The 25,414-nt window shown below is 44.4% G+C and carries 21 protein-coding genes; 13 read left to right on the top strand and 8 right to left on the bottom strand.

Annotated features, from left to right (window positions below; genetic code table 11):
- Positions 1-35: 35 nt before the first annotated feature.
- Positions 36-2,531 carry a PEP/pyruvate-binding domain-containing protein gene (locus tag M1D65_RS17480; RefSeq protein ID WP_014481032.1) on the bottom strand — a complete coding sequence of 832 codons (2,496 nt, stop codon included), beginning with the start codon at positions 2,529-2,531 and terminating at the stop codon, positions 36-38.
- Between the two features lie 443 nt (positions 2,532-2,974).
- Here M1D65_RS17480 and M1D65_RS17475 point away from each other — a divergent pair, with 443 nt between their 5' ends.
- The 4 genes from M1D65_RS17475 to hag all read left to right on the top strand — a co-directional run bounded on the left by M1D65_RS17475 (position 2,975) and on the right by hag (position 9,417).
- Complete coding sequence (locus M1D65_RS17475; protein WP_003228053.1) at positions 2,975-3,205, top strand: CsbA family protein; 231 nt, start codon at positions 2,975-2,977, stop codon at positions 3,203-3,205.
- A 185-nt stretch (positions 3,206-3,390) separates the two neighbouring features.
- Positions 3,391-5,376 (top strand): excinuclease ABC subunit UvrB, encoded by a 1,986-nt coding sequence (gene uvrB / locus M1D65_RS17470; protein WP_456270657.1) that lies wholly within the window; start codon positions 3,391-3,393, stop codon positions 5,374-5,376.
- Between the two features lie 7 nt (positions 5,377-5,383).
- On the top strand, positions 5,384-8,257 hold the full coding sequence (gene uvrA, locus M1D65_RS17465; RefSeq protein WP_003228057.1) for an excinuclease ABC subunit UvrA: 2,874 nt from the start codon (positions 5,384-5,386) through the stop codon (positions 8,255-8,257).
- A 338-nt stretch (positions 8,258-8,595) separates the two neighbouring features.
- Entirely contained in the window at positions 8,596-9,417 is an 822-nt protein-coding gene (gene hag, locus M1D65_RS17460; protein ID WP_029318328.1) for a flagellin Hag, read from the top strand.
- Positions 9,418-9,614: 197 nt separating this feature from the next.
- On the opposite strand, the gene M1D65_RS17455 is transcribed toward hag, so the two are convergent.
- Positions 9,615-9,845 carry a hypothetical protein gene (locus tag M1D65_RS17455; RefSeq protein WP_003235419.1) on the bottom strand — a complete coding sequence of 77 codons (231 nt, stop codon included), beginning with the start codon at positions 9,843-9,845 and terminating at the stop codon, positions 9,615-9,617.
- A 217-nt stretch (positions 9,846-10,062) separates the two neighbouring features.
- On the opposite strand from M1D65_RS17455, the gene yvlA reads away from it, so the two are divergent.
- From yvlA to M1D65_RS17435, 4 genes are read left to right on the top strand one after another with little or no spacing between them, the layout of a single operon-like run.
- On the top strand, positions 10,063-10,389 hold the full coding sequence (yvlA, locus tag M1D65_RS17450) for a protein YvlA (protein WP_003244375.1): 327 nt from the start codon (positions 10,063-10,065) through the stop codon (positions 10,387-10,389).
- A 24-nt stretch (positions 10,390-10,413) separates the two neighbouring features.
- Positions 10,414-11,511, top strand: a complete 1,098-nt coding sequence (locus tag M1D65_RS17445; protein ID WP_014478112.1) for a DUF4097 family beta strand repeat-containing protein — start codon at positions 10,414-10,416, stop codon at positions 11,509-11,511.
- A 4-nt stretch (positions 11,512-11,515) separates the two neighbouring features.
- A complete protein-coding gene (locus tag M1D65_RS17440; RefSeq protein ID WP_003228065.1) occupies positions 11,516-11,713 on the top strand; it encodes a PspC domain-containing protein in 198 nt (65 codons plus the stop codon).
- 1 nt (position 11,714) lies between these two features.
- The gene (locus M1D65_RS17435) at positions 11,715-12,074 is read left to right on the top strand and encodes a phage holin family protein (RefSeq protein WP_003228066.1); all 360 of its coding nucleotides are present in this window, start codon (positions 11,715-11,717) and stop codon (positions 12,072-12,074) included.
- 27 nt (positions 12,075-12,101) lie between these two features.
- Here the strand turns inward: M1D65_RS17435 and M1D65_RS17430 are convergent, their stop codons facing one another.
- Positions 12,102-13,313, bottom strand: a complete 1,212-nt coding sequence (locus tag M1D65_RS17430; RefSeq protein WP_003228068.1) for an MFS transporter — start codon at positions 13,311-13,313, stop codon at positions 12,102-12,104.
- Between the two features lie 20 nt (positions 13,314-13,333).
- A complete protein-coding gene (gene pchR, locus M1D65_RS17425; protein ID WP_003228073.1) occupies positions 13,334-13,843 on the bottom strand; it encodes a pulcherriminic acid biosynthesis transcriptional regulator PchR in 510 nt (169 codons plus the stop codon).
- Between the two features lie 425 nt (positions 13,844-14,268).
- On the opposite strand from pchR, the gene pchC reads away from it, so the two are divergent.
- Both pchC and cypX read left to right on the top strand, forming a co-directional pair.
- Positions 14,269-15,015, top strand: coding sequence for a cyclo(L-leucyl-L-leucyl) synthase (gene pchC / locus M1D65_RS17420; RefSeq protein ID WP_101501508.1), 747 nt, complete (start codon positions 14,269-14,271; stop codon positions 15,013-15,015).
- Positions 15,016-15,030: 15 nt separating this feature from the next.
- Entirely contained in the window at positions 15,031-16,248 is a 1,218-nt protein-coding gene (cypX, locus tag M1D65_RS17415) for a pulcherriminic acid synthase (protein WP_021480698.1), read from the top strand.
- 38 nt (positions 16,249-16,286) lie between these two features.
- Here cypX and M1D65_RS17410 read toward each other — a convergent pair whose 3' ends face one another.
- Positions 16,287-16,748, bottom strand: coding sequence for a MarR family transcriptional regulator (locus M1D65_RS17410; protein WP_021480697.1), 462 nt, complete (start codon positions 16,746-16,748; stop codon positions 16,287-16,289).
- A 164-nt stretch (positions 16,749-16,912) separates the two neighbouring features.
- Here M1D65_RS17410 and M1D65_RS17405 point away from each other — a divergent pair, with 164 nt between their 5' ends.
- Entirely contained in the window at positions 16,913-20,782 is a 3,870-nt protein-coding gene (locus tag M1D65_RS17405; RefSeq protein ID WP_046160895.1) for a metallophosphoesterase, read from the top strand.
- An 18-nt stretch (positions 20,783-20,800) separates the two neighbouring features.
- Here the strand turns inward: M1D65_RS17405 and nagR are convergent, their stop codons facing one another.
- The 3 genes from nagR to nagA are packed head-to-tail and all read right to left on the bottom strand — an operon-like array spanning position 20,801 to position 23,465.
- Positions 20,801-21,532, bottom strand: a complete 732-nt coding sequence (nagR, locus tag M1D65_RS17400; RefSeq protein WP_003228089.1) for an N-acetylglucosamine utilization transcriptional regulator NagR — start codon at positions 21,530-21,532, stop codon at positions 20,801-20,803.
- A gap of 17 nt (positions 21,533-21,549) precedes the next feature.
- A complete protein-coding gene (nagB, locus tag M1D65_RS17395) occupies positions 21,550-22,278 on the bottom strand; it encodes a glucosamine-6-phosphate deaminase (RefSeq protein WP_213419184.1) in 729 nt (242 codons plus the stop codon).
- The gene (gene nagA, locus M1D65_RS17390; protein ID WP_021480694.1) at positions 22,275-23,465 is read right to left on the bottom strand and encodes an N-acetylglucosamine-6-phosphate deacetylase; all 1,191 of its coding nucleotides are present in this window, start codon (positions 23,463-23,465) and stop codon (positions 22,275-22,277) included. The genes nagB and nagA overlap by 4 nt, the downstream gene beginning before the upstream one ends.
- A gap of 181 nt (positions 23,466-23,646) precedes the next feature.
- Between nagA and hprK the strand changes: the two genes are divergently transcribed.
- Both hprK and lgt read left to right on the top strand, forming a co-directional pair.
- Positions 23,647-24,579: an HPr(Ser) kinase/phosphatase gene (gene hprK, locus M1D65_RS17385; RefSeq protein ID WP_003228097.1), complete on the top strand. Its 933-nt coding sequence runs from the start codon at positions 23,647-23,649 to the stop codon at positions 24,577-24,579.
- 13 nt (positions 24,580-24,592) lie between these two features.
- Entirely contained in the window at positions 24,593-25,402 is an 810-nt protein-coding gene (gene lgt / locus M1D65_RS17380; protein ID WP_021480693.1) for a prolipoprotein diacylglyceryl transferase, read from the top strand.
- The last annotated feature ends 12 nt before the right edge of the window (positions 25,403-25,414 follow it).

The following is a 25,414-nucleotide window of genomic DNA, read 5'->3' as shown; positions in this document are numbered from 1 at the left end:
ACCCGCCCCGCTTGTATAAGAAAGAGGGGGACGCATCAGGACCGGCTGACAACTGTGATTTTGCCGCTGCTTCCGTCAACAGTGATGATGTCACCGTCTCGCAGTCTTTCGGTTGCCGTGCGTGTGCCGAGAACGGCTGGAATGCCGTATTCACGGGCAATAATCGCAGCGTGAGACAAAATGCCGCCTGTGTCTGTAATAATCGCTTTGGCGTCTTGAAACAGGCTGGTCCATAGCGGTGTGGTCATCTTGCAAACGAGTACGTCCCCAGGCGCGAATTGAGAAAATTCATTGGCGTCCCGAATGATTTTCACCGGACCTGTCGCAATGCCGCTTGATGCCGCAATGCCAAAAATATGATTCTCTGTGTTTTTTTCATCCTCTATCACAGCGCCGACAATTTCTTCAGCTGCTTTGAGCTGTTCTTTTGTCGGGGTGCCGAGGTAGGCAGGGGCTTGGGCCAGCTCATACTCATGAAAAATCTGTCTGCGTTTTTCAGCCTTTTCTTGCAGGGATACAGGGTGAAGAAGCGCTTGTTCCACTTCGTCGTCATATAAAAACCAAAGGTCCTCACGATCTTGAATGACACCGTTTTCCGCCAGCAATTCACCTATCTTCAGCAGAAAGATTCTCGCCTTGGCATCCAGCATGGCGTCAATATAAAAGTGGTGATCATCTTTTATATTTGCAGAGTTTAGTGTCCATTGATAATAGCGGTCAAATTCGGTGCGCAAACCGGGATCTTCTATGTTTTCCAAGAATTCATTGTATAATTTCTCTCGTTTTTCTTTCGTTTTCTGAAATTCATTGTCAAAATGATAGCCATTACGGACATAATTTTGAATATTGGCCAGAGCGAAATACGGATTTTCCACCCAGATTTGTTCAATCAGATCATGACTTTTAACAGATCTCCATCCGTATTCTTGCAAGAATTCATGGACGTTCTTCAGGAAGTGTCTCCCCTCATCTGTTTGTTCTAATTTCTCCTGGAGCTGTTCAGGCTTGTTGTTTTCAAAAATGGTCAGAAGGTTCGGGTTCTCCTGAACTTCCATAGAAAATAGCCATAAGCAACGGTCCGTTTCCAGTGATTTGTTCATTTTTCCTGTCAGCATCTCATAAAAATGAGCGTTTTCGGACTCTCCTTGAATGTCCTGATACATCGCTTGCAGTTTGTTTGTTAAAAGGATTTGCGGGAAAACGATATTGAAGTGCTCTTCATAAGCCGTGAGATAAAAGGCCTTTAGTTTTTGAAAAGCATCCAGTGCGCTTTCTGCGGTATGCTCAGTTTGTGCGAGCTGGTCCAGTGTCCGGTAAAAAGGGAGGTATGTGTGATTGATGATGTCATACATATGCTCCGATAAAATCGGGAAAAGCTCTTTGCCGCAGTCTTCAGAAGGAGGCTGCTGTCCACCTTGGTTTTTGGAATAAATATGTCCGCGATAAAGTTTTACTTCATCAACAACTACACCAATCGGAAACTTTTGCATGCTCTTCTTCAAGCCATATTCCAATGCCGGCACGATGAAGGATGAAAATAACGGACTCACCGGACCTTCAATATTAGACTCCATGTTAAGCCAGAAATCATTCATATCAGTGTCGGTAATCATGAAGCTGCGTTTTTCTTCTGCCGCCTTTTTGTCCTGATCAATGGTTGTAATCGGGCGAGCTTGCAGAAGGTATATTTGATGATCAGCAATTCCAAATTCTATATCGACAGGATATCCGTACAGGTCTTCGGTTTTTTTTGTGATTTCAGCCAATTCAATCACTTGTTCATCTGTAAGGCAAAAACGGCTGCGCATGTCTTCACTCGTTTCTTTTTCAGCAATTCCTTCTGCCGCAGACTCCATGTAGATTTCCTTTGCACCTATTTCTTTCTGAATCTCAAACGAAGATTTATTAACAATGAACGTGTCTGGGGTAACACTTCCTGAAACAACAGCTTCACCCAACCCGTAGCTGGCGCTGATTAAAAGCTCTCTATCATCATGGGTAACAGGGTTGCGGCTGAAGATAACACCTGACATTTCTGAATCGATCAGCCCCTGAACGACTATTCCCATTAACGGCTCTGCGATTTGATTGTTCATTTTTTTCTTATAGCTGCTGACCCGCCCAGAAAAAAATGAGGCCCAGCATTCTTTCACTTTAGCCAGAAACTCTTCCTCTGTTTTGATATTTAAGTAGGTTTCATATTGACCCGCGAATGAGGCGCCTTCTAAATCTTCCGAAGCAGACGAAGAACGCACGGCTACGGATCGATATGATTCTCTAAGCTTATAAAAGGAACTAGTCAGCTCATCTTTCAGCTCATCCGAAAATGTTCCAGAAATGATCCCGCTTTCGACGTTTTCACTAGTCTCTTGAAGCTGGTTGTCCTCCATAAAACGTGCGAGCGCATTCGTTTGAATAATAAACCCGTCCGGAACAGGAAGACCGTGTTTGGTCAATTTAATCAAATTCATTCCTTTTGCTCCAGCCAGCTGGCTGGACTCTTCTGCCTGGCGAAATAAAACAGAATACATATTTGAAACCCCTCTTTTCTTCATTTTTTGTTTTTCTCTCTAGTCTTTTTATTGCGGAGCCTGTGTTTAAAAAATGATAGTAAACACTATCATTCAATTGTAGGTTTTCAGGAAAATGCTGTCAAACGCAGAAAGTCCTAAATAAAATGAATAGTTAAGTTGGTTATATTATCCTGAAAAATGCGGCCGTACTGGTACTGTATGCCTATTTTCTTTTATTCTCGGAATCTGGCGGCGGACTTGATGATGTAATAAAAAAAGTGCCGCTGATTAGAACAGCGGCACCATGGAATAAGTTTTGACCGGCACCAAAATGCAAATATGGTGATTGATTTTGGCTGAAAAGGGGTATGGTGTAGGAGAGGGAGCGAATGCACGATTGTCCGATTCTTCATTTTTTACTATAATCAGATCAGATGAAGAATCCCTGAGGAGGGTTTTTGTTGATTACAAAAGCCGTTTTTGCATTGTTTTTCCCTTTTATGCTTGTTGTTCTATTTACTAGAGTCACCTTTAATCATTATGTGGCGATCGCTTTAACAGCTGCATTGCTGTTTGCCTCTTATTTAAAAGGCTATACAGAAACGTATTTTATTGTAGGATTAGATGTTGTGTCTCTTGTGGCTGGCGGACTGTACATGGCCAAAAAAGCTGCAGAGAAAAAAGAAGAATAAATCGGACATAATGAATATAAAGACTGAATACCTGCTTTTACGATTTAAAAGCAGGTTTTTTATACACAAAAACAGCTGGAAATAAAAAACCACCGAACTTTAGTTCGTATTTTTAGTGATTTTGCTTTCCATTGTGTTACTATATCTATAGGAAGATTTCGTTAAAGAAACGGAGGCTTATTTTTGTGAAAGATCGCTTTGAGTTAGTCTCGAAATATCAGCCCCAGGGAGATCAGCCGAAAGCCATTGAAAAGCTTGTGAAAGGAATTCAGGAGGGCAAGAAGCATCAGACTCTGCTGGGTGCGACAGGAACTGGGAAAACATTTACGGTGTCTAATTTGATTAAAGAAGTCAATAAGCCGACTCTCGTGATTGCCCATAACAAAACCCTTGCTGGACAGCTTTACAGTGAGTTCAAGGAATTTTTTCCGAACAATGCTGTCGAGTATTTTGTCAGCTACTATGATTATTATCAGCCGGAGGCGTATGTGCCTCAAACGGATACATTTATAGAGAAAGACGCTAGTATTAATGATGAAATTGATAAACTGAGACACTCCGCCACATCAGCTTTGTTTGAGCGCAGAGATGTCATTATTATTGCGAGTGTGTCTTGTATATACGGCCTCGGTTCGCCTGAGGAATACCGGGAAATGGTCGTGTCACTGCGGACTGAAATGGAAATTGAGCGCAATGAGCTGCTCAGAAAACTTGTAGACATCCAATATGCCCGCAACGATATCGACTTTCAGCGCGGTACATTTCGTGTGCGCGGGGATGTAGTGGAAATCTTTCCGGCATCCCGTGATGAGCATTGTATCAGAGTTGAATTTTTCGGTGACGAAATCGAACGGATTCGGGAAGTGGGTGCGCTGACAGGAGAAATTCTCGGCGACCGAGATCATGTTGCGATTTTCCCGGCTTCCCACTTCGTAACGCGGGCCGAGAAAATGGAGAAGGCGATTCAAAATATCGAGAAGGAGCTTGAGGAGCAGCTAAAGGTCATGCATGAAAACGGAAAGCTCCTTGAAGCGCAGCGTTTAGAGCAGCGGACAAGATATGATCTTGAAATGATGCGTGAAATGGGTTTCTGCTCCGGCATCGAGAACTATTCAAGACATTTGACTCTGCGGCCTCCAGGTTCAACGCCGTATACGCTTCTTGATTATTTCCCAGACGATTTTATGATCGTGGTGGATGAGTCGCATGTGACAATTCCCCAGGTGCGCGGCATGTTTAACGGAGACCAGGCGCGGAAACAGGTGCTCGTGGATCACGGCTTCCGGCTTCCATCAGCGCTTGATAACCGTCCGCTTCGTTTTGAGGAATTTGAAAAGCATATGCACAATATCGTGTATGTATCCGCAACACCAGGGCCGTACGAGATTGAACATACAGATGAAATGGTCGAACAGATCATTCGTCCGACGGGGCTTCTTGACCCGCTTATTGACGTCCGTCCAATCGAAGGTCAGATTGACGACTTGATCGGCGAAATTCAAGCTAGAATAGAGCGGAATGAACGGGTGCTTGTGACAACTTTGACAAAGAAGATGTCAGAGGATCTGACCGATTATTTAAAGGAAATCGGCATTAAAGTAAACTATCTGCATTCTGAAATCAAGACGCTTGAACGGATTGAAATTATCCGCGACCTGCGCCTTGGCAAGTACGATGTGCTTGTCGGCATCAACCTGCTGAGGGAAGGTTTGGACATTCCCGAAGTATCCCTTGTTGCGATTTTGGATGCGGATAAGGAAGGTTTCCTTCGTTCGGAGCGGTCGCTGATCCAGACCATCGGACGGGCAGCGAGAAATGCGGAAGGCCGCGTCATTATGTACGCCGATAAAATAACGAAGTCTATGGAAATTGCGATTAATGAAACAAAACGCCGCCGCGAGCAGCAGGAGCGGTTTAATGAAGAGCAGGGCATTACGCCGAAAACGATAAATAAAGAAATTCGCGATGTCATTCGTGCCACAGTAGCAGCTGAGGATAAAGCGGAATACAAAACAAAAGCCGCGCCGAAGCTGTCGAAAATGACGAAGAAAGAACGCCAGAAAGTCGTTGAACAGATGGAGCATGAAATGAAGGAAGCCGCCAAGGCGCTTGACTTTGAGAGAGCCGCGGAGCTTCGCGATTTACTTTTAGAGCTAAAAGCGGAAGGATGATGAACAAATGGCTATGGATCGGATAGAGGTGAAGGGAGCCAGGGCGCATAACCTGAAAAATATAGATGTAACGATTCCGAGAGATCAGCTTGTCGTTGTCACGGGTTTGTCCGGATCAGGTAAATCCTCCCTTGCCTTTGACACGATATATGCTGAAGGACAGAGACGGTATGTCGAGTCGCTGTCTGCTTATGCCCGCCAGTTTTTAGGGCAAATGGATAAGCCTGATGTGGATGCAATTGAGGGGCTCTCTCCCGCCATCAGCATTGATCAGAAAACAACAAGCCGTAATCCGAGGTCTACTGTCGGTACGGTAACTGAGATTTATGATTATCTGCGTCTTTTATATGCGAGAGTAGGGAAGCCTCATTGTCCGGAGCACGGAATTGAGATTACATCCCAGACCATCGAGCAAATGGTGGACAGAATTCTGGAATACCCGGAACGGACGAAGCTTCAGGTGCTGGCGCCGATTGTCTCGGGCCGAAAAGGCGCTCATGTCAAAGTGCTTGAACAGATTAGAAAACAAGGCTATGTCAGAGTCAGAATTGACGGCGAGATGGCTGAGCTTTCCGACGATATCGAATTAGAAAAGAACAAGAAGCATTCCATTGAGGTAGTCATTGACCGGATTGTCGTGAAAGAAGGCGTGGCAGCCCGGCTGTCTGATTCATTGGAAACGGCGCTCCGTTTAGGTGAAGGACGGGTTATGATCGATGTCATCGGTGAGGAAGAGCTGATGTTCAGCGAGCATCATGCCTGTCCGCACTGCGGATTTTCAATTGGTGAGCTTGAGCCGCGTCTGTTTTCGTTTAACAGTCCGTTCGGGGCGTGTCCGACGTGTGACGGTCTCGGAATGAAGCTTGAAGTGGATGCCGATCTTGTCATCCCCAATCAAGATTTGTCATTGAAGGAGAATGCGGTCGCCCCTTGGACACCGATCAGCTCACAATATTATCCTCAGCTGCTTGAGGCAGTCTGCACCCACTACGGGATTGATATGGATGTGCCGGTCAAAGATTTGCCGAAGCATCAACTGGATAAAGTGCTGTACGGCAGCGGAGATGACCTGATTTATTTCCGATATGAAAATGATTTTGGACAAATCCGCGAAGGTGAAATTCAATTTGAAGGCGTATTGCGCAACATTGAAAGACGCTATAAGGAGACAGGCTCCGATTTCATACGTGAGCAAATGGAGCAGTATATGTCTCAGAAGTCTTGTCCGACGTGCAAAGGCTATCGGTTAAAGAAAGAGGCGCTTGCCGTACTGATTGACGGCCGCCACATTGGAAAAATTACCGAGCTGTCTGTCGCCGACGCACTTGCCTTCTTTAAAGACCTTACCCTTTCTGAGAAGGATATGCAGATCGCCAATTTGATTTTGCGCGAAATTGTGGAGCGCTTAAGCTTTCTGGACAAAGTCGGTCTCGATTACCTGACATTGAGCAGGGCAGCGGGTACATTGTCCGGAGGAGAGGCGCAGCGCATCAGGCTGGCGACTCAAATTGGCTCGCGTTTATCCGGTGTGCTTTATATTTTAGATGAGCCGTCTATCGGTCTGCATCAGCGTGATAACGACCGCTTGATCAGCGCACTGAAAAATATGAGAGACCTCGGGAACACGCTGATTGTTGTCGAACATGATGAGGACACGATGATGGCAGCAGATTATTTAATAGATATTGGACCGGGAGCCGGCATTCACGGCGGACAGGTGATATCTGCGGGTACGCCGGAAGAAGTGATGGAAGATCCAAACTCATTAACGGGCAGCTATTTATCAGGGAAAAAGTTTATCCCATTGCCTCCTGAAAGAAGAAAGCCGGACGGACGTTACATTGAAATTAAAGGTGCTTCAGAAAACAACCTGAAAAAAGTGAATGCCAAGTTCCCGCTTGGGACGTTTACAGCAGTTACAGGTGTTTCCGGTTCAGGAAAGAGTACACTCGTTAATGAAATTTTGCATAAGGCGCTGGCGCAAAAGCTTCATAAAGCGAAAGCGAAGCCCGGCAGCCATAAAGAGATTAAAGGTTTGGATCATTTAGACAAAGTCATTGACATTGACCAGGCGCCAATTGGAAGAACGCCGAGATCCAACCCTGCGACATACACCGGTGTATTTGATGACATTCGTGATGTATTCGCGCAGACAAATGAAGCGAAGGTCCGCGGCTATAAAAAAGGCCGTTTCAGCTTCAACGTGAAGGGCGGACGATGTGAAGCCTGCCGCGGAGACGGGATTATTAAAATTGAAATGCACTTCCTTCCTGACGTATACGTTCCATGCGAGGTGTGTCACGGCAAACGCTATAACCGTGAAACGCTTGAAGTGACGTACAAAGGAAAAAGCATCTCTGATGTGCTTGATATGACGGTTGAAGATGCTCTTTCTTTCTTTGAAAATATCCCGAAAATCAAACGCAAGCTCCAAACCCTTTATGATGTTGGTTTAGGTTATATTACGCTCGGCCAGCCGGCGACGACCTTGTCAGGCGGAGAAGCGCAGCGCGTGAAGCTCGCGTCAGAGCTGCACAAACGCTCGACCGGACGCACGCTCTACATTTTAGATGAGCCAACGACAGGTTTGCATGTCGACGATATCGCCAGGCTTCTTGTCGTGCTGCAACGGTTGGTAGACAACGGAGACACTGTACTTGTTATTGAGCACAACCTTGATATCATTAAGACAGCCGATTACATTGTGGATTTGGGCCCGGAAGGCGGAGCCGGGGGCGGAACCATTGTCGCGTCAGGAACGCCTGAGGAAATCACTGAAGTGGAAGAATCATATACAGGCCGTTATTTGAAGCCTGTTATCGAACGTGACAAAACACGCATGAAATCGCTCTTGAAAGCGAAAGAAACAGCTACATCTTAAAACCCTCTGTTAAGAGGGGACAGCTTGTCAGCAAGTCCATCCTTGGGCTTAGCAGGCAAGCTTTTTCTTTACGGCATAATAGGTTTAGAATCGTCTTTGGGTAAAATTTCTTTGGGAAAACGCCTAAACATTTACAAATTGCTGTCGATATATGAATTGAAAGGCGGATGATGATTTCCAAATTAAGCAGACAAACCCTATTAAGGGGCTTAAAGGCATCCTTAATCAATAACTGAATTTACATAGGTTAGAAGCTTTATTGGAATCTGATACGCCAGAAATCAAAGAAAAGGAAGTCTTTGATTTCAAAAACATATACACATGGAGGTATTTTTCACATGAGAATCAACCACAATATTGCAGCGCTTAACACACTAAACCGTTTGTCTTCAAACAACAGTGCGAGCTCAAAAAACATGGAGAAACTTTCTTCTGGTCTTCGCATCAACCGTGCGGGAGATGACGCAGCGGGTCTTGCGATTTCTGAAAAAATGAGAGGACAAATCAGAGGTCTTGAAATGGCTTCTAAAAACTCTCAAGATGGAATTTCTCTTATCCAAACAGCTGAGGGTGCATTGACTGAAACCCATGCAATCCTTCAACGTATGCGTGAACTTACTGTTCAAGCAGGAAACACAGGTACACAGCAAACTGAAGATTTAACTGCAATTAAAGATGAAATGGATGCTTTAACTGAAGAGATCGATGGAATTTCTCAACGTACTGAATTTAACGGAAAAAAACTTTTAGACGGTAGTGAAACAGCAGGATTTACATTCCAAATTGGTGCAAATGCTGGCCAAAATATTAATGTTACAATTGGTAACATGGATGCAACAACTTTAGGAGTAAAAGGTATCGATGTTTCAGCAGATGATTTTAGTTTTGACACTGAGATTGTTAAAATCGATAGTGCAATTACAAGTGTTTCAAACCAACGTGCTAAACTTGGTGCGGTACAAAACCGTCTAGAGCACACAATCAACAACCTTGGTGCTTCTTCTGAAAACTTAACAGCTGCTGAGTCTCGCATCCGTGACGTTGACATGGCGAAAGAAATGAGCGATTTCACAAAGAACAACATTCTTTCTCAAGCTTCTCAAGCGATGCTTGCCCAAGCAAACCAACAGCCGCAAAACGTGCTTCAATTGTTACGTTAATTTTGAACGGCTATCTCTTTCTGATAGTTACAGCTTGCCGACAGAGTCCATTAACTGGATGTGCCGGCAGGCTTTTTTTGTTACAATCATTTTGTGACAGCCAGGGAATCACTTGTTTTTTCAAAACAAAAAAGGCAAGATATTGTCATCTAACCTTTAGCTTTGTTTCAGTTATAATGAATGATATGTTCCCGCAATTACAAAGTCTTCTTATACAGCTGCTTACTTACACTCATTAAATCTTGAACAATATGCGTGTTGCTGCTGTCGAGCAGCACTTTTATATATTGGATATCATGAGAGATCGGGAAGGGTCCGTGAATCTGCTCAAGCTCGGCGATCATTTCACGATTCATTCTTTTTTGTTCATGAATCAGCTTTAACACTGATTCTTGTGTTACTGTATAGTCACTGGGATCTTTCTCCATTGCTTGTCCAGCCTCCTTGGTTGCCGTAAGCTTTTTACATATTGTAATCGGTATAGCCGGGAGATTCTACTTCTAAAACTTTTTAAAATCCAATTTCCGTAAATCGGAGCATGTCTAAAGAATGAATTTGAAACCTGAAGAGATTTTAAACGTATAAATAAGTAAAACGTCCCTGATCTTTTGTCATGGACAATTCACAATAGGAGTGTGGAATGAATTGAACCGTAATCAAGCTATTATTGCATCACTTTGTTATTTCAGTGTGTTTATTGCGCCAATCATTGTGCCGATTGTCGCTTATTTTGTTGTAAATGAGAAAGAAACAAAACGCCATGCGATACGCTCTCTTATTTCTCACATAGTTCCGTTTGTCGGCTGGCTGTTCCTTTTTATTGCTTTACTTGGCGGAGCCGTTGCGATTGATGGAGACAGCTTGCTTCCTGTATTTGTAATCATCGGGGGAGCGGTTATTTATTTCTTAGTTGTCATTGGCATTATTATTTGGAATGTGATTCAGGGCATTAAGGTCCTGCGTGCAGCATAAGTAGACAATGGGGAGGAGATCGTAATGAAGCAAGAAAAGGAACGAATCCTTAAGCTTGTTGAGGAAGGAAAGCTTACAGCACAAGAAGCTTTGACACTGATTGAAAAGCTTGACAGCGACTACAAGGAAAAAGAAGAGAAAATCACAGCGCTCTCAGTTCACGTTCATGACGAGGAAGAGCCATTTACAACGGCAAAAAAAGAAAGCGGCAAGCCGTCTTTAGGAGCCAAGCTGTTTGACTGGATTGATTCTGCTGTGAAAAAGGTCAAGGAAGTTGACCTTGATTTAAACTTTGGCCATGCGTATGATGTTCAGCACATTTTTCAATTTAAAGATACTGATTTTTCCAGTGTTGAGCTGCAAATTGCCAATGGCAGCGTGAATATCGTCCCTTGGGAAGATGACGATATCAGAGCGGAATGCCAGGCGAAGGTATATCGCGCTGACAGCCAGGATGCGGCGAGACACGCATTTCTTCAGCATATTGAATGTGAAATCAAAGGAAATAAATTTTTTATCCGTACTGAGAAAAAGACGATGAAAACGAATGTCACTTTGTATATTCCTCAGAAGGAGTATGATAAGATTCGAGTGAAGCTGTTTAACGGTCCGGTCAGAGGGGAACATTTACATGTAAAAGAGTTCTCAGCGAAAACGACAAACGGCGTGCTGTCGTTCTCGCACTTAACAGCCGAAAAAGCCATAGCTGAAACGGCCAACGGGCAAATTAAGCTCGCCAGCCACAGCTGCGGAACGATAGAAGCGGAAACCATTAACGGATTGATCGATCTCAGAGGGAAAAGCGAATCCATTGACGTTCAAAGCTTTAACGGAAATATTGCGATTAACGTAACAGAATCAGACTGCCGCTCCATTTATGCAAAAACAACGACTGGAAGTGTGGAGCTTGCGATTCCGGACGATCTCGCAGTGAAGGCAGAGCTGAAAAGCAATCTTGGTTCGCTGTCCCATGAATTAATGGATGTTGAGATGCTGAAGGAAAAAAATGATACCATTCAAAAAGAAATGATGTTCACTTCAAATCAAGCACATGATCAAAACATCACCGTCTTCTCAGAATCACTAACAGGCGCCATCAAACTTAAGTACTCACAGAGGTGATCGAATGAATAAGCTTTATCGCTCAGAAAAAAATAAGAAAATCGCCGGTGTTATCGGAGGTCTCGCGGAATATTTCAATTGGGACGCATCACTCCTCAGAGTCATAACTGTCATCTTAGCCATTATGACAAGTGTCTTGCCGGTTTTGCTCATTTATATCATTTGGATTTTTATCGTCCCGTCAGAAAGGGATATGAAATGACATGGTAAAATGGGCAGTCAGCATTTTAGTCAATGCATTGTTATTAATCGTCATTGATGGATATATTGACTCCATCCATATCAGCAGCATTGGGGCAGCGATTATCGCCAGCCTCATTTTATCGATCTTAAACGTGCTGATTAAACCTCTTTTAATTATCTTTACACTGCCGGTCACTATGGTGACGCTTGGGCTCTTCTTGTTTGTGATTAACGCCATCACGCTTATGATGACCGCGTCCATAATGGGTGACAGCTTTCAAATCGACGGCTTCGGCACAGCGATATGGGCATCCGTTATCCTGTCGGTCTTCCATTTGCTGATTCAAAAAGGCATTTTAGAGCCGCTTAGAAAAAAATAAAAAAAGCTGCCCGCAAAGGCAGCTTTTTTACATGTGGTGCTTTTTTTGTTTCGTGCGCTTCTGCGGCGAAAACATTGGCGGAAGAAGGCAAAAGCTCAATGCGGCAAATCCAAGGCCTAGGAGGCTAAAGGACATGGCAGACGGCATCATTGTGAGCAAGTAGGCAGATACCATCGGACCTGCTGCCATGCCTGTATATCGGATAAAGTTAAACATTCCGATTGCACTCCCTCTGTTGTGCTCAAATTCATTAGTAATCATTGTAGAGTACAAGGGAGGAATAACCCCCATCGAGATGCCAAACAGTGCCAGCGTCAGAGCCATGAGAACGAGAGAAACGGAATGTGTAACAGCAAATAAAATGATGCTGCAGGCGGCAATCACATTGCTTCCGATAAACAAGGTGTGCAGCCCGATTTTTGCCTGTATTCTTTTAAACAGAAACGTACCTGCAATCGTGCTCAGCGCCAGCGGCAAATATAACAGTCCTGCTATACCCACATCTATATGGTAATGCTCTGTCAGCAATATTGGGAGGTAGACAATTACTGCAAAATAAATGAAAAAGAGAACAAAACTTAAAGTCAAAATGACGTTCCCTGTTCGATTTGTAAATATTGATTTATAATGAGCGAACACATTGCCTTTGGCTTGCTGCATAGATTCAGTTGGAGAATCTTTAGGAAAGGTGATGCTGTTTGTCACCAGCAAAACGATCGAGATGGCCGCAAGTATCCAAAAAATCCCTTCGTATCCGGCTGCTCCGCCTATGAATCCTCCTAGAACTGGGGCAATAGCCGGTGCGACAGACAGGAGCATTTGATACGTTCCCATTGCACTCCCGCGTTCATTGCCTGTAAACAGCTGTCCGATCGTTGTGGCAGCAATAAGAGGCAGTGCTGCGGAACCGGCTGCCTGTATCATTCTGAATATCAGAAACAAAGTAAAGTCAGTAGTCACCGCACAGCCGATGCTGGCTGCTGCCGTTGCCAGAATACCGGTAATCAAGACGATCCGAGCGCCTTTAAAATCAATGATCGCTCCTAATATAATTTGCATTATTGCTGTCACAATCATAAAAACTGAGACTGACAGGTTCACCATAGCTGTGGAAACATGGAATGATTCTTTAATGATCGGAAGAATAGGTGAATAAATGTTCTGGCTTAAAGATGCAAAAAATGCACTGAAGCAAACAGTGTATAAGATCAATACTGCCTTTGATTTTGTATGAGCCAAAGTGTACACCGCCTTTTTGTTTACTTTACAGGTTTGTCCGGAGTCCCATCGGTTTGTTCTGCTTCAAGTGTTGACGTCAACTGCTCTAGAAACTTCAATACAGCCTTTTGTTCTTCTTGTGAAAATGAATCGAGGAATTGGTAAAAAGCCAGCTCCTTTTTTTTATGCAGTTTCTCATGTAAGTCGAAAATCCGTCTGCCTTTACGGGTTAATTTAAAATAAACTTCTTTTTTGTTATCTGTCAGCTGATAGCTGTTAATGAATTCTTCCTTGATCAGTTTTGTGCTGATTTTCGTTACATTCGCTTTCGATAAGTTCATTTTTCTGGCAATCCCCGCATTGTTAATGGGTTCATGCTGGCCGATGCAGTCAATGACGTGAATGCTTGTCATATTTTTGGGAATTTCAGCTACATCCTCTTCTGCGGCCTCCTTAAAAAATTGCTGAAGTGAAGTGTTCGCTTTTTGTTCATTAAGGTGCAGCAGTCTCACGTATATGTCGTATATCATCTGTTTTGTCAAATCAGACATAGGCTACCTTCTTTCTTAGGAATAATAGTTTACGATGAAACACTAAAACAAATAGTTTACTGGTGAACAATTTTATTTTATCTTTTCTTGTTTTCGTTGTCAATTGTTGGTGTTTAGACTATTTGTTGATATGTCATGCTGAATATGCGTGTAAAAAGTGTGTGGAAAATGTGATGTTTACATTTATTTTCAAATATTTGGGCACAGATCATATTGACGTTTGGAAGGAAAAGGGATAAAATGACTAATGTTTACTAGTAAACATTTATCATGATATGGGTATTGAAAATGATTATTAAAATCTTAAAAAACATTTGGAAACTTTAAGTGATGCCTGCCATTCGTCTTGTTCAGTTGTTCTAGCTATTCCATCTTGTATTTGAGGGTGATGACTTAAAGCGGGATAAGTTTTAGGGGTGAATGAGATGACCGGAATGGTAACGGAAAGAAGGTCTGTGCGTTTTATTGCTGAGCCATTAACGGAAAACTGCAGAGAAATATTTGAACGGCGCAGGCATGTTTTGGTGGGGATCAGCCCATTTAACAGCAGGTTTTCAGAGGATTATATTTACAGATTAATTGGATGGGCGAAAGCTCAATTTAAAAGCGTTTCTGTTTTACTTGCGGGGCATGAGGCCGCTAATCTTCTAGAAGCGCTTGGAACTCCGAGAGGAAAGGCTGAACGAAAAGTAAGGAAAGAGGTATCACGAAACAGGAGATTTGCAGAAAGAGCTCTTGTGGCTCATGGCGGGGATCCGAAGGCGATTCATACATTTTCTGATTTTATGGATAACAAAGCCTACCAGCTGTTGAGACAAGAAGTTGAACATGCTTTTTTTGAGCAGCCTCATTTTCGACATGCTTGTTTGGACATGTCTCGTGAAGCGATAATCGGGCGTGCACGGGGCGTCAGTTTGATGATGGAAGAAGTCAGTGAGGATATGCTGAATTTGGCTGTGGAATATGTCATAGCTGAGCTGCCGTTTTTTATCGGAGCTCCGGATATTTTAGAGGTGGAAGAGACGCTCCTTGCTTATCATCGTCCGTGGAAGCTCGGTGAGAAGATCAGTAACCATGAATTTTCTATTTGTATGCGGCCGAATCAAGGGTATCTCATTGTACAGGAAATGGCGCAGATGCTTTCTGAGAAACGGATCACATGTGAAGGATGATAGGGGGAGTAAAACATGAGCCAATCGATTAAATTGTTTAGTGTGCTTTCTGATCAATTTCAAAACAATCCATATGCTTATTTTTCACAACTGCGGGAGGAAGATCCGGTTCATTATGAAGAGTCGATAGACAGTTATTTTATCAGCCGCTATCATGATGTCCGCTATATCCTTCAGCATCCGGATATTTTCACGACGAAATCACTTGTTGAGCGTGCCGAACCAGTAATGCGAGGCCCTGTGCTGGCCCAAATGCATGGAAAAGAACACTCTGCCAAAAGAAGAATTGTAGTGAGAAGCTTCATCGGTGACGCACTGGATCATCTGTCTCCATTGATTAAACAAAATGCAGAAAACTTGTTAGCGCCTTATCTTGAAAGAGGGAAAATTGATCTCGTCAATGATTTTGGAAAGACGTTTGCGGTGTGCGTCACGATGGACATGCTCGGGCTGGATAAAAGAGACCATGAAAAAATCTCTGAGTGGCATAGCGGAGTTGCCGATTTTATCACGAGTATCTCTCAATCTCCTGAAGCGCGGGCACATTCGTTATGGTGCAGCGAACAGCTTTCCCAATACTTGATGCCGGTCATTGAAGAACGTCGCGTCAATCCGGGATCAGATTTAATTTCCATCCTATGTACTTCTGAATATGAAGGCATGGCGATGTCGGACAAGGATATACTCGCACTGATTCTTAATGTGCTGTTAGCCGCAACGGAACCGGCTGATAAGACGCTGGCACTGATGATCTACCATTTGCTCAACAATCCTGAGCAGATGAATGATGTTTTGGCTGACCGTTCGTTAGTTCCGAGAGCCATTGCGGAGACATTGCGTTATAAACCGCCGGTTCAGCTGATTCCGCGGCAGCTGTCCCAAGATACAGTGGTCGGCGGTATGGAAATCAAAAAAGATACGATTGTTTTTTGTATGATCGGTGCGGCTAACCGGGACCCTGAAGCATTTGAACAGCCTGACGTGTTTAATATTCATCGGGAAGATCTTGGCATCAAGAGCGCTTTTAGCGGCGCCGCCCGGCATCTCGCTTTCGGATCCGGCATTCATAACTGTGTAGGAGCAGCTTTTGCCAAAACCGAAATCGAAATTGTAGCTAATATTGTGCTGGATAAGATGCGGAATATCAGATTAGAGGAAGATTTTTGTTATGCTGAGTCCGGTCTGTATACACGCGGACCCGTCTCACTTCATATTGTATTTGACAGGGCTTAATAATATGGAAAGGTCTCTCCCGTGCGGGTGAGGCTTTTTTACATATGCTTGATCCACAAGTTAATAAACGCAGTCACTGTTTTCAACTCATCAATTGAAAATTCATTGAAGAGCTGTTTGTATTGCTCCTTTGCTTTTTGATGAAGCCGTTCATGTAACCCCGCCAGTTCTTTGCCGCTTTCAGTTAACGTATAAAAAATTTCTTTTTTGTTGCCCGGCTTTTTTGTCACTGTAATGATGTTATGTTTCAACAAAGCTTGAATTGCTTTTGAAACAGCTGCTTTTGAGATATGTAAGCGGGATGCTAAGAAGCTGTTATTCACATTTTTGCTGGTATGTAAACAGGAAACAATGTGAAGCTGGGTCAATGTCCAGTCTTTTTTGAGGTGGTCGAGATGTTGTGAGGACGGAATCTGCACCTTTTGCCAGACGCGTTTATCTCTTTTTAATGCGAATTGTTGTATAGCTTGAAATAATTCATCATGAATGCTGTTGTTCATCAATTTGCCTCTCTGATTTAATTGTTAACTGGTTAACTATCCTTAGTTTACTGGGGAATAGTGGAATTTTCAAGAGGCAGACGTTTTTTTGTTCTTTATGCACAAAAATGAACTCATAAGCTTCCCTGTTCAGACGCAAAATACATGAAAAGGGAGGTGCTTTGATGAGGAAATACACGGTTATTGCTTCTATATTACTGTCTTTTCTTTCCGTTTTGTCTGGCGGCCATCATGAATCGAAAGCTTTTCCTGTTGTACAGCAGGAACTATTTCAAACGCCTCATTACATACCCTTGCTTGAAAATCCTCCTCAAATTGATGTGAAAGCTGAAATGAGAAACAATCTAATGATTGAGGCTCAAGTTCGCGATAATTCGTATCAAGCATTTTCCGCCTTTCTTTTTTATAAACAAAGTAATGAGCTGGGCTACAAAATGGTGCCGATGGACCCGACCCCCGGAGCGGTCCGCAAGTTTTTGGCACAAATTCCGAAACGTTTGATTTGGAACAGCGAGCTTGAGTATTACATTGTGATGTCGAATGGGAAGCAGCGGGTGGAGTCGGAGACGAAGAAACTGAAGCTTGAAGGATACCAGGCTGACCTTGCCCATATTCCGGAGCTTCTGATCACAGAGCTGGCGGTTGATACGAAGAATATAGGACGTGCAGACGGTTATGAATTTATTGAGATTTTTAATACGACTGACAGAACGATTGATTTTAAAGACTACCATATCCGTTACCGCTACCCAAAAGAAGGGCCTGACTCCGATCTGATTTGGAGACCTGATGAAAGGATCTTGATACCATCCGGCGAAACGTTTGTCGTCTGGCTGAAGCCTGCCGGGCATCCAGAATTGACGTCAGAGGATTTCAATCGTTATTATCAGACACAACTTAAAGAAGGAAAAAATCTCGCGGTGATAGACGAGACAGAGGGTATGGCCAATACGAGGCCGCGGGCCGTTGTGATATCAACGAATACAGGAAAGGACATTTCGGTTGCGCATTATCGGAAACATGCGCTGCGCCGGCTGTCATCAGTGCTTTATAAGTATCCGTTGAACGGAACCGCAGAACTTCTGAACATTTCAATCGGGGAAAAGAATCCGTCTCCCGGAACCGTATTACAGGCACAGGTGCCCGAGCAGAAACGGAAAATCAAGCTCGATAAAGAAAAGCCGGTCATTGAGGATTTGACTGACCGCAAGCCTGTCCGCCCTGCTGAAAGCATTGAGCTGCGGGCTGACATACGGGACCGAAGTCTAGTGAAAACAGCGGCCTTTTACTACCGGACGGATGAGAACAAACCGTTTAAGCGAATTCTTGCTGAAAAAGACCGCAACGATAATCTCTACCATTATATTGTGTATTCGCCTGAATTGATCGGGAAGGATCAGCTAGAGTATTATGTGGCGGCCGGGGACGGGATAAATGAAGCGAGAACGCCGGTCAAAATGATTGATATTAAACAAACAAGCAAGTCGCACGGTCTGCGGATGAATATTGAAAACAGAGACACGCTGTCGGGAACTCAATTTCTCAAAGCCACGACAGAAGGGCGAGCTGACCGCATTAAGCTATGGATTGACGGGAAAAAACAAGTGACAGAGCACGCGATGGAAAAAGAAGTATATTTTGCGTTCGATACGAGGAAAACGAACCTTTATTTTAAAAACGCGGTAACGATGGAAGGCAAAGTGCTGAAGGTGTTCGATGATACAACAAATAAATACCGCACCTATTCTGTTCCATTGCCAGAGACACTGCTTCGGAAAGGGAAGCAGCTGCAGCGTATTACAATACGATCGGGTTCGAAGGTGTCTCCGTTTGATACGGCTGAAAACCGTGATGACTTCTTAGTCAAAAACGCCCGATTGGTGTTATCGGATGGAACGGTGATCAGGGATCAGAGGGTGTCTCCTGAGAAGGAACTCTTTATTGGCGATAATCAGCGCTCGAATAAAAGCTGGCAATTTCAGTTCAATCTGCCTGACGGACTATTTACATCACAGCTGCTGGAGTGGGACACATCAAAGCTTTCTGAAGGCACTCACCATATTCAAGCAAGCGACGGCAAGGAAAATGTCAGCCTGGTTGTACGGGTAGATAATTCAGGACCTCACATTGAGCCGAATATCACCGAGGGGCAAACGTATAAAGGAAATCTTATCCTGCAGGCGGATATGTATGATAAATGGAGCAAAATTGAGGAAGCGGAAGCGTCTTTAGATGGAGAAAGCATTACACTCCCATATCATACGTCCTCTTCTGATCTTTTGCCGGGAAAACATTCTCTAAAAGTGACAGCAACGGATCTCGCGGGCAATAAAACAGTGATTGAGAGGACGTTTAAAACCGAACGAGAGCATCCGGACCAGCCGGAGGTTATAGACAGCGATGCCGACACGCATAAGGCCAAGCTTTCTGTCCGGGTGAAAGATCCGACGAATGATGCCATGGATGTTGGTTTTTATAGGGGATTTCAATATACAGCGCGAAATCATGTGAAAATATTTAAGCACGCGTCACTGACTGAACCGCCGAAAAGCTTTGTGCCGGAAAGGGAGACCCCATTTACGAATCAAGAATTGGAGCGGGTATCAGCTACTGATGGAAAAACAGTATCGACAGAAAACAAAGAGCTTTTCCCTTATCATCGCTTTGAAGTGACGGTTGATCCATCAATTGATGAGAATGATCTGGCAGAAGCGGTTTGGAAGGGCAGTTCTTTGCCGGGGAGAAAGGTGACGATGTATGCTTGGAATTATCGGACAAACGAATGGCAGCCTGTTGACAGCTTCGTCGCGAAGGATGACAAACCGTTTACGCTGAAAGCGTCTGTGATTGCCGCCGATTTTGTACGGGAGTCGAAAATGAATGTGATTGTACAGGATGAAATTCCTCCTGCGAAGGATATGTACACATTTGTCTGGATGTCTGATACACAGTATTACGCCGAAAGCTATCCGCATATTTTTGATAAACAGACCGAATGGATAAAAGATAATCAAAAGCAGCTCAATATCAAATATGTGTTCCACACGGGTGATATTGTAGATGATTCCGCCGATATCAGACAGTGGAAAAACGCTGATCGGTCAATGTCCGTTCTGGATAAGAGCGGAATACCTTACGGCGTGCTGGCCGGCAACCACGATGTCGGGCATAAGGACGGCTCCTACAGGGTGTTTGGCAAATATTTTGGCAGCGATCGTTTTGATAAAAAATTGCATTATGGCGGTTCCTATAAAAATAACCGCGGACATTATGACCTGATTTCGAGCAACGGCAATGATTATATCATGCTTTACATGGGATGGGGAATAACGGATCAGGACATTGCGTGGATGGATCAGGTGCTGAAGAAGCATCCTGACCGGATGGCCATTTTAGCTTTTCATGAGTATTTGCTGGTCAGCGGAAACAGAAGTCCGATCGGAGAGAAAATATTCAAAGAAATCGTAAAGCCGAACCCGAATGTCGTGATGGTGTTGAGCGGGCATTATCATAGTGCGATGAGAAAAACAGATGAGCTGGATGATGATGGTGATGGGAAGCCGGATCGTCTTGTGCATCAAATGCTGGCCGATTATCAGGGCGGACCAGAAGGCGGTCAAGGGTATTTGCGTTTGCTTCAATTTGACCAGGCCAATGACATGGTACACGTATCGACGTATTCTCCGTATGTAAAGGATAAGAATTACTATGATACGGATACCTATGGCAACAAGGATGAATTTTCCCTTTCGCTTGATTTGAAGCCAAGAATCAAAAAGGTGGAAACCGATTATTTTGAATGTAACGTATATACCAATGAAGAGCTCGGAAAACGGGAGCAAGTGAAGAGCGGGGATACAGCTGAATTCCGCTGGGATCATCTTGAACCGCAGTCTGTTTATTATTGGTACATTATAGTGGAAGACAGTTTTAACGGCAAAACGAAATCACCGATCTGGAAGTTCAAGACGAAAAAAGAAACATATCGTCCGGCACCAGACCAGTTTGATTTTCGCCATGTCTCCAATCCTTAAAAAGGGTTGGAGGCTTTTTTATGAAAGACGATCCATATAGTGGACAAATGTATAACGGTCGCCTCTGTATACGGATTTTGCATGCTCAAAAGCAGTTCCGTTCTGCAGATATGTTGTTCGTTTAATTAATAGGACTGGCGCTCCCTTTTGAATACCAAGAATGTTCGCTTCTTCCGTGGTGGCAGCGCTTGGCTCAAGCTCCTGTTTTGCACGGGAAATCGGTATGCTGTTATACCTTTCAATATGATCATAGATCGACGACTGAAAATGCGATTCGTTCAATTCACCCGCAAGCTCAAAGGGAATATGTGAGGACTCAATCGCCATTGGAATATCATTTGCCAGCCGCACCCGAGTGATTTTATGGATAGAGGAGGGGTGCCCGCAGCCTAATATAGCCGCGAGCTCCTCAGTTGAATCAATAAGCTGATAATCAATGAGCCTGCTGCCCGGTGTCATCCCGCGGCTTTTCATATCCTCGGTAAAGCTTGTCAGCCCTTGAAGTGCTTGTTCCATTTTTGGCTTGCTGACAAAGGTGCCCCGCCCTTTCAGGCGATAGAGCAAGCCTTCATTAACTAAATTAGAAAGCGCCTGGCGAACTGTCATCCGGCTGATCCCGAATTGTTCGGCATATTCGCGCTCAGAAGGAAGAGGCATATCCGGCTGCAGCTCTCCGTTCTTAATTTGGGTTTTTAATTGCTCCATAATCTGATAGTAAATCGGAATAGGCGATTGTTTATTGATATTCATAAGTCAGCATGTTCCTTTCAAGGTCTTAATGACGCGGCTTCACGATCAATCAAAACCGTAACATCGGAATGCAGGTGCAAAGCAGATGCGGGAAAATCTTCGCTTATGTTTCCTTCTAACAGCTTACGAACAGCTTCTGCTTTGCTTTTCCCAGAAATAAGCAGCAGAATGCGTTTGCTTGAGAGAATCGTTCGAATTCCCATTGTCAGTGCTTTTTTCGGCACGCTTTCTATGGAAGGAAAATATCTGGCATTCGCCTGGCGGGTTTGCTCATTTAATGTCACAACATGAGTTCGCGACTTGAAAGACGTTCCCGGTTCGTTAAAGCCGATGTGTCCGTTTCGGCCGATGCCGAGAAGCTGAATGTCAGTGCCGCCGAGGGAATCGACTAGCTGTTCATACCGTCTGCATTCGGCCTCCAAATCGTCTGCATTTCCATTCGGAATAAAATGCCGGCTAGGCTTGCTGTCGATATGCTGAAAAAAACGGTCGTTCATATAGAAGTGATAGCTGTTCGGGTCATCGCTTGAAAGTCCGGCGTACTCATCCAAATTAACTGTAGTGATGTTTTGAAATGAGAGATTCTCAGTTTGGTGCATGCGGATCAGCTCGCGATACGTGCCTTCCGGTGTGCCGCCCGTCGCTAAACCGAGAACGGCATCAGGTTTTTCTTTGATTGTATCTGCCGTTATTCTGGCTGCTATTTGGCTTAGCTCTTCATACGTTTGACATTCCATTACTTTCATATCTGGTCAGCCTCCTTGGATATAAATGCAATGTTTCCGCGGCAAATGGTGAGAATCACCTCGCAATCACTGCTGACAATCACCAAATCTGCATCTTTTCCCACAGTCACACTGCCTTTTCGGTCAAAGATGCCCAGCTGTTTGGCCGCGTTTGCAGAAGTTATATTAGCTATATCCGTCCAAGAGCAATTTGTAAACTCACGCATATGCCGTGCGCCCTCGTTCATTTTGAGGATCGAACCGGCAAGGGTTCCGTCTGAAAGAAGAGCTGTTCGTCCTCTTACCGTCACACTTTGGCCGCCGAACTCATATACGCCGTCTTTCAGTCCTTTTGCCCTCATGGAATCGGTAATTAAAATGAGCTTGCTGCTGCCTTTCGCCAAAAAAGCAAGCTTAGCCGCTAAAGGATGGGAGTGGATGCCATCGGCTATTAGCTCTGTCACAAACCCATCATGGGCCAGCGCCGTTCCGATCACTCCGGGTTCTCGGTGATGAAACGGGCTCATCGCGTTGTACAGATGGGTCATATGGCTCGCCCCTGCTTTTGCGGCATCCGACAGCATTGCGGAATCGGCATCCGTGTGCCCCATGGACGCGATAATCGATTCTTCTTTCAAATGGCGGATCAGTTCAAAATGCTGATCCTCCTCCGGCGCAAGTGTAACAATTTTGATCAGTCCGCCCGCCTCCTGCTGCCACTTTTTGAAAAGCGCAACATCCGAAGGCCTAATCCACTCTTTTGGTTGCGCTCCGGCTCTTTTAGGTGAAACAAAGGGGCCCTCTAAATGAATGCCGAGCAGTTCTGCACCTAATAAAGAGGACTCTTCAGCCGCTTTCCACTCTCTTGCGTTCACCAAAGCTTGAGAAATGTTCCCATGTTCCTGGGTAATTGTTGTGGCTAAAAAGCTTGTCGTGCCTTCTTCGGGAAGTCTTGACGACATGATGTCGAGCGCAGAAAAGCTTGCATCCATCGTATCTGCGCCATAGCCGCCGTGGATATGAATGTCAATCATGCCGGGAAGCAAAACGGAATTCGCAGGTGCTTGAATTTCTTTTGAATATGACTCCTTGGGCCGTTCTGTTGAGACTGTGCTGATTTTTCCGTCATTGATTCCGACATAGCCGTTTTTGATTACTTCATTTTCTGTCACGATCGCAATGTCTTTGATAAGAAGACTCTCTGCCATAGATGATCCGCCTTTCTGGAATTTGAATACCTTTATTTTACTCTTTTTCAGACTAGTGATCTAGACCAGCTGAGGTGTTTTCCCGCCTTTTATAAAATCTGTTTTAGGTTCAAGCCTGAAAGTGATAAAATGAAAGTATTGTGAGCAAGCTCGGGGCAGCCCGGAACAGGAGGAACATATCGTGGCAAAGGTTCGCACAAAAGACGTAATGGAACAGTTCAATTTGGAATTAATCAGCGGAGAAGAAGGAATTAACCGCCCGATTACAATGAGTGACCTATCAAGACCAGGCATTGAAATTGCCGGATATTTTACATATTACCCGAGAGAGCGCGTGCAGCTTCTCGGAAAAACAGAGCTTTCTTTCTTTGAACAGCTTCCTGAAGAGGAGAAAAAACAGCGAATGGATTCTCTGTGCACTGATGTAACACCAGCTATTATTCTTTCTAGAGATATGCCCATCCCGCAGGAGCTGATTGACGCCTCCGAGAAAAATGGGGTGCCTGTCCTCAGATCGCCGCTGAAAACGACAAGACTGTCAAGCCGTTTAACCAACTTCCTTGAGAGCAGGCTGGCGCCTACCACAGCAATTCATGGCGTTCTTGTCGATATATATGGTGTCGGCGTGCTGATCACAGGAAAGAGCGGCGTCGGAAAAAGCGAAACAGCGCTGGAGCTTGTGAAAAGAGGGCATCGCCTTGTCGCCGATGATTGCGTTGAAATTCGGCAGGAGGATCAGGATACTCTTGTCGGAAACGCTCCGGAATTAATTGAGCATCTCCTTGAAATCAGGGGGCTTGGCATTATCAACGTGATGACGCTATTTGGCGCTGGCGCGGTCAGAAGCAATAAACGAATCACGATTGTCATGAATCTTGAACTTTGGGAGCAGGGCAAGCAATACGACCGGCTCGGACTTGAGGAAGAGACCATGAAAATCATTGATACAGAAATCACAAAACTGACGATTCCCGTCCGTCCAGGCCGAAATCTTGCAGTCATCATCGAAGTGGCAGCAATGAACTTCAGATTGAAGCGGATGGGGCTGAATGCCGCTGAACAATTCACCAACAAGCTGGCGGACGTCATTGAAGACGGTGAACAAGAAGAATAGGAGTTGGCGTTAAATGAATGAAGCGATAGAACCACTCAATCCAATAGCATTTCAGCTGGGGCCGTTAGCCGTCCATTGGTACGGAATCATTATCGGTCTCGGCGCTTTGCTCGGGCTGTGGATTGCGATGAGGGAAAGTGAAAAACGGGGGCTGCAGAAAGATACGTTTATTGATCTTGTCCTGTTTGCCATTCCGATTGCGATTATTTGCGCGCGAATTTATTACGTTGCCTTTGAATGGGACTATTATGCGGCACATCCGGGAGAAATCATTAAGATTTGGAAGGGCGGCATTGCCATTCATGGCGGATTAATCGGCGCCATTTTAACGGGTTATGTGTTTTCGAGAGTGAAAAAACTTTCGTTCTGGAAGCTTGCGGACATTGCCGCGCCCAGCATTTTGCTCGGCCAGGCGATCGGCCGCTGGGGGAACTTCATGAATCAGGAAGCGCACGGCGAGGCTGTCAGCAGAGCCTTTTTAGAAAACCTGCACCTGCCTGAATTTATTATCAATCAAATGTATATCAATGGGCAATATTATCATCCTACTTTTTTATATGAATCACTATGGAGTTTTGTCGGCGTCATTGTTTTACTGCTGCTTCGCAGAGCGAATTTGCGTAGAGGCGAGATGTTCTTGATCTATATCATTTGGTATTCAATCGGAAGATACTTTATTGAAGGAATGCGGACTGACAGCTTAATGCTGACAGATTCACTTCGCATCGCTCAGGTGATTTCAATCGTATTGATTGTTTTGGCTGTGGCAGCCATCATCTTCAGACGCGTCAAGGGATACTCGAAGGAGCGGTACGCGGAGTAGACGTCAACAAAG

The sequence above is a fragment of the Bacillus sp. JZ39 genome, assembly GCF_053903145.1.
The sequence above is the reverse complement of the archived record's forward strand: the minus strand, read 5'-3'. Positions and strand labels throughout refer to the sequence as shown.

What these genes read in the sequence shown, in the direction of transcription:
- M1D65_RS17480 (WP_014481032.1), bottom strand. Translation starts at nt 2,531, where the DNA reads ATGTATTCTGTTTTATTTCGCCAGGCAGAAGAGTCCAGCCAGCTGGCT.
- uvrA (WP_003228057.1), top strand. Translation starts at nt 5,384, where the DNA reads ATGGCTATGGATCGGATAGAGGTGAAGGGAGCCAGGGCGCATAACCTG.
- hag (WP_029318328.1), top strand. Translation starts at nt 8,596, where the DNA reads ATGAGAATCAACCACAATATTGCAGCGCTTAACACACTAAACCGTTTG.
- M1D65_RS17455 (WP_003235419.1), bottom strand. Translation starts at nt 9,845, where the DNA reads ATGGAGAAAGATCCCAGTGACTATACAGTAACACAAGAATCAGTGTTA.
- M1D65_RS17445 (WP_014478112.1), top strand. Translation starts at nt 10,414, where the DNA reads ATGAAGCAAGAAAAGGAACGAATCCTTAAGCTTGTTGAGGAAGGAAAG.
- M1D65_RS17440 (WP_003228065.1), top strand. Translation starts at nt 11,516, where the DNA reads ATGAATAAGCTTTATCGCTCAGAAAAAAATAAGAAAATCGCCGGTGTT.
- M1D65_RS17435 (WP_003228066.1), top strand. Translation starts at nt 11,715, where the DNA reads ATGGTAAAATGGGCAGTCAGCATTTTAGTCAATGCATTGTTATTAATC.
- pchR (WP_003228073.1), bottom strand. Translation starts at nt 13,843, where the DNA reads ATGTCTGATTTGACAAAACAGATGATATACGACATATACGTGAGACTG.
- pchC (WP_101501508.1), top strand. Translation starts at nt 14,269, where the DNA reads ATGACCGGAATGGTAACGGAAAGAAGGTCTGTGCGTTTTATTGCTGAG.
- cypX (WP_021480698.1), top strand. Translation starts at nt 15,031, where the DNA reads ATGAGCCAATCGATTAAATTGTTTAGTGTGCTTTCTGATCAATTTCAA.
- M1D65_RS17410 (WP_021480697.1), bottom strand. Translation starts at nt 16,748, where the DNA reads ATGAACAACAGCATTCATGATGAATTATTTCAAGCTATACAACAATTC.
- M1D65_RS17405 (WP_046160895.1), top strand. Translation starts at nt 16,913, where the DNA reads ATGAGGAAATACACGGTTATTGCTTCTATATTACTGTCTTTTCTTTCC.
- nagR (WP_003228089.1), bottom strand. Translation starts at nt 21,532, where the DNA reads ATGAATATCAATAAACAATCGCCTATTCCGATTTACTATCAGATTATG.
- nagB (WP_213419184.1), bottom strand. Translation starts at nt 22,278, where the DNA reads ATGAAAGTAATGGAATGTCAAACGTATGAAGAGCTAAGCCAAATAGCA.
- nagA (WP_021480694.1), bottom strand. Translation starts at nt 23,465, where the DNA reads ATGGCAGAGAGTCTTCTTATCAAAGACATTGCGATCGTGACAGAAAAT.
- lgt (WP_021480693.1), top strand. Translation starts at nt 24,593, where the DNA reads ATGAATGAAGCGATAGAACCACTCAATCCAATAGCATTTCAGCTGGGG.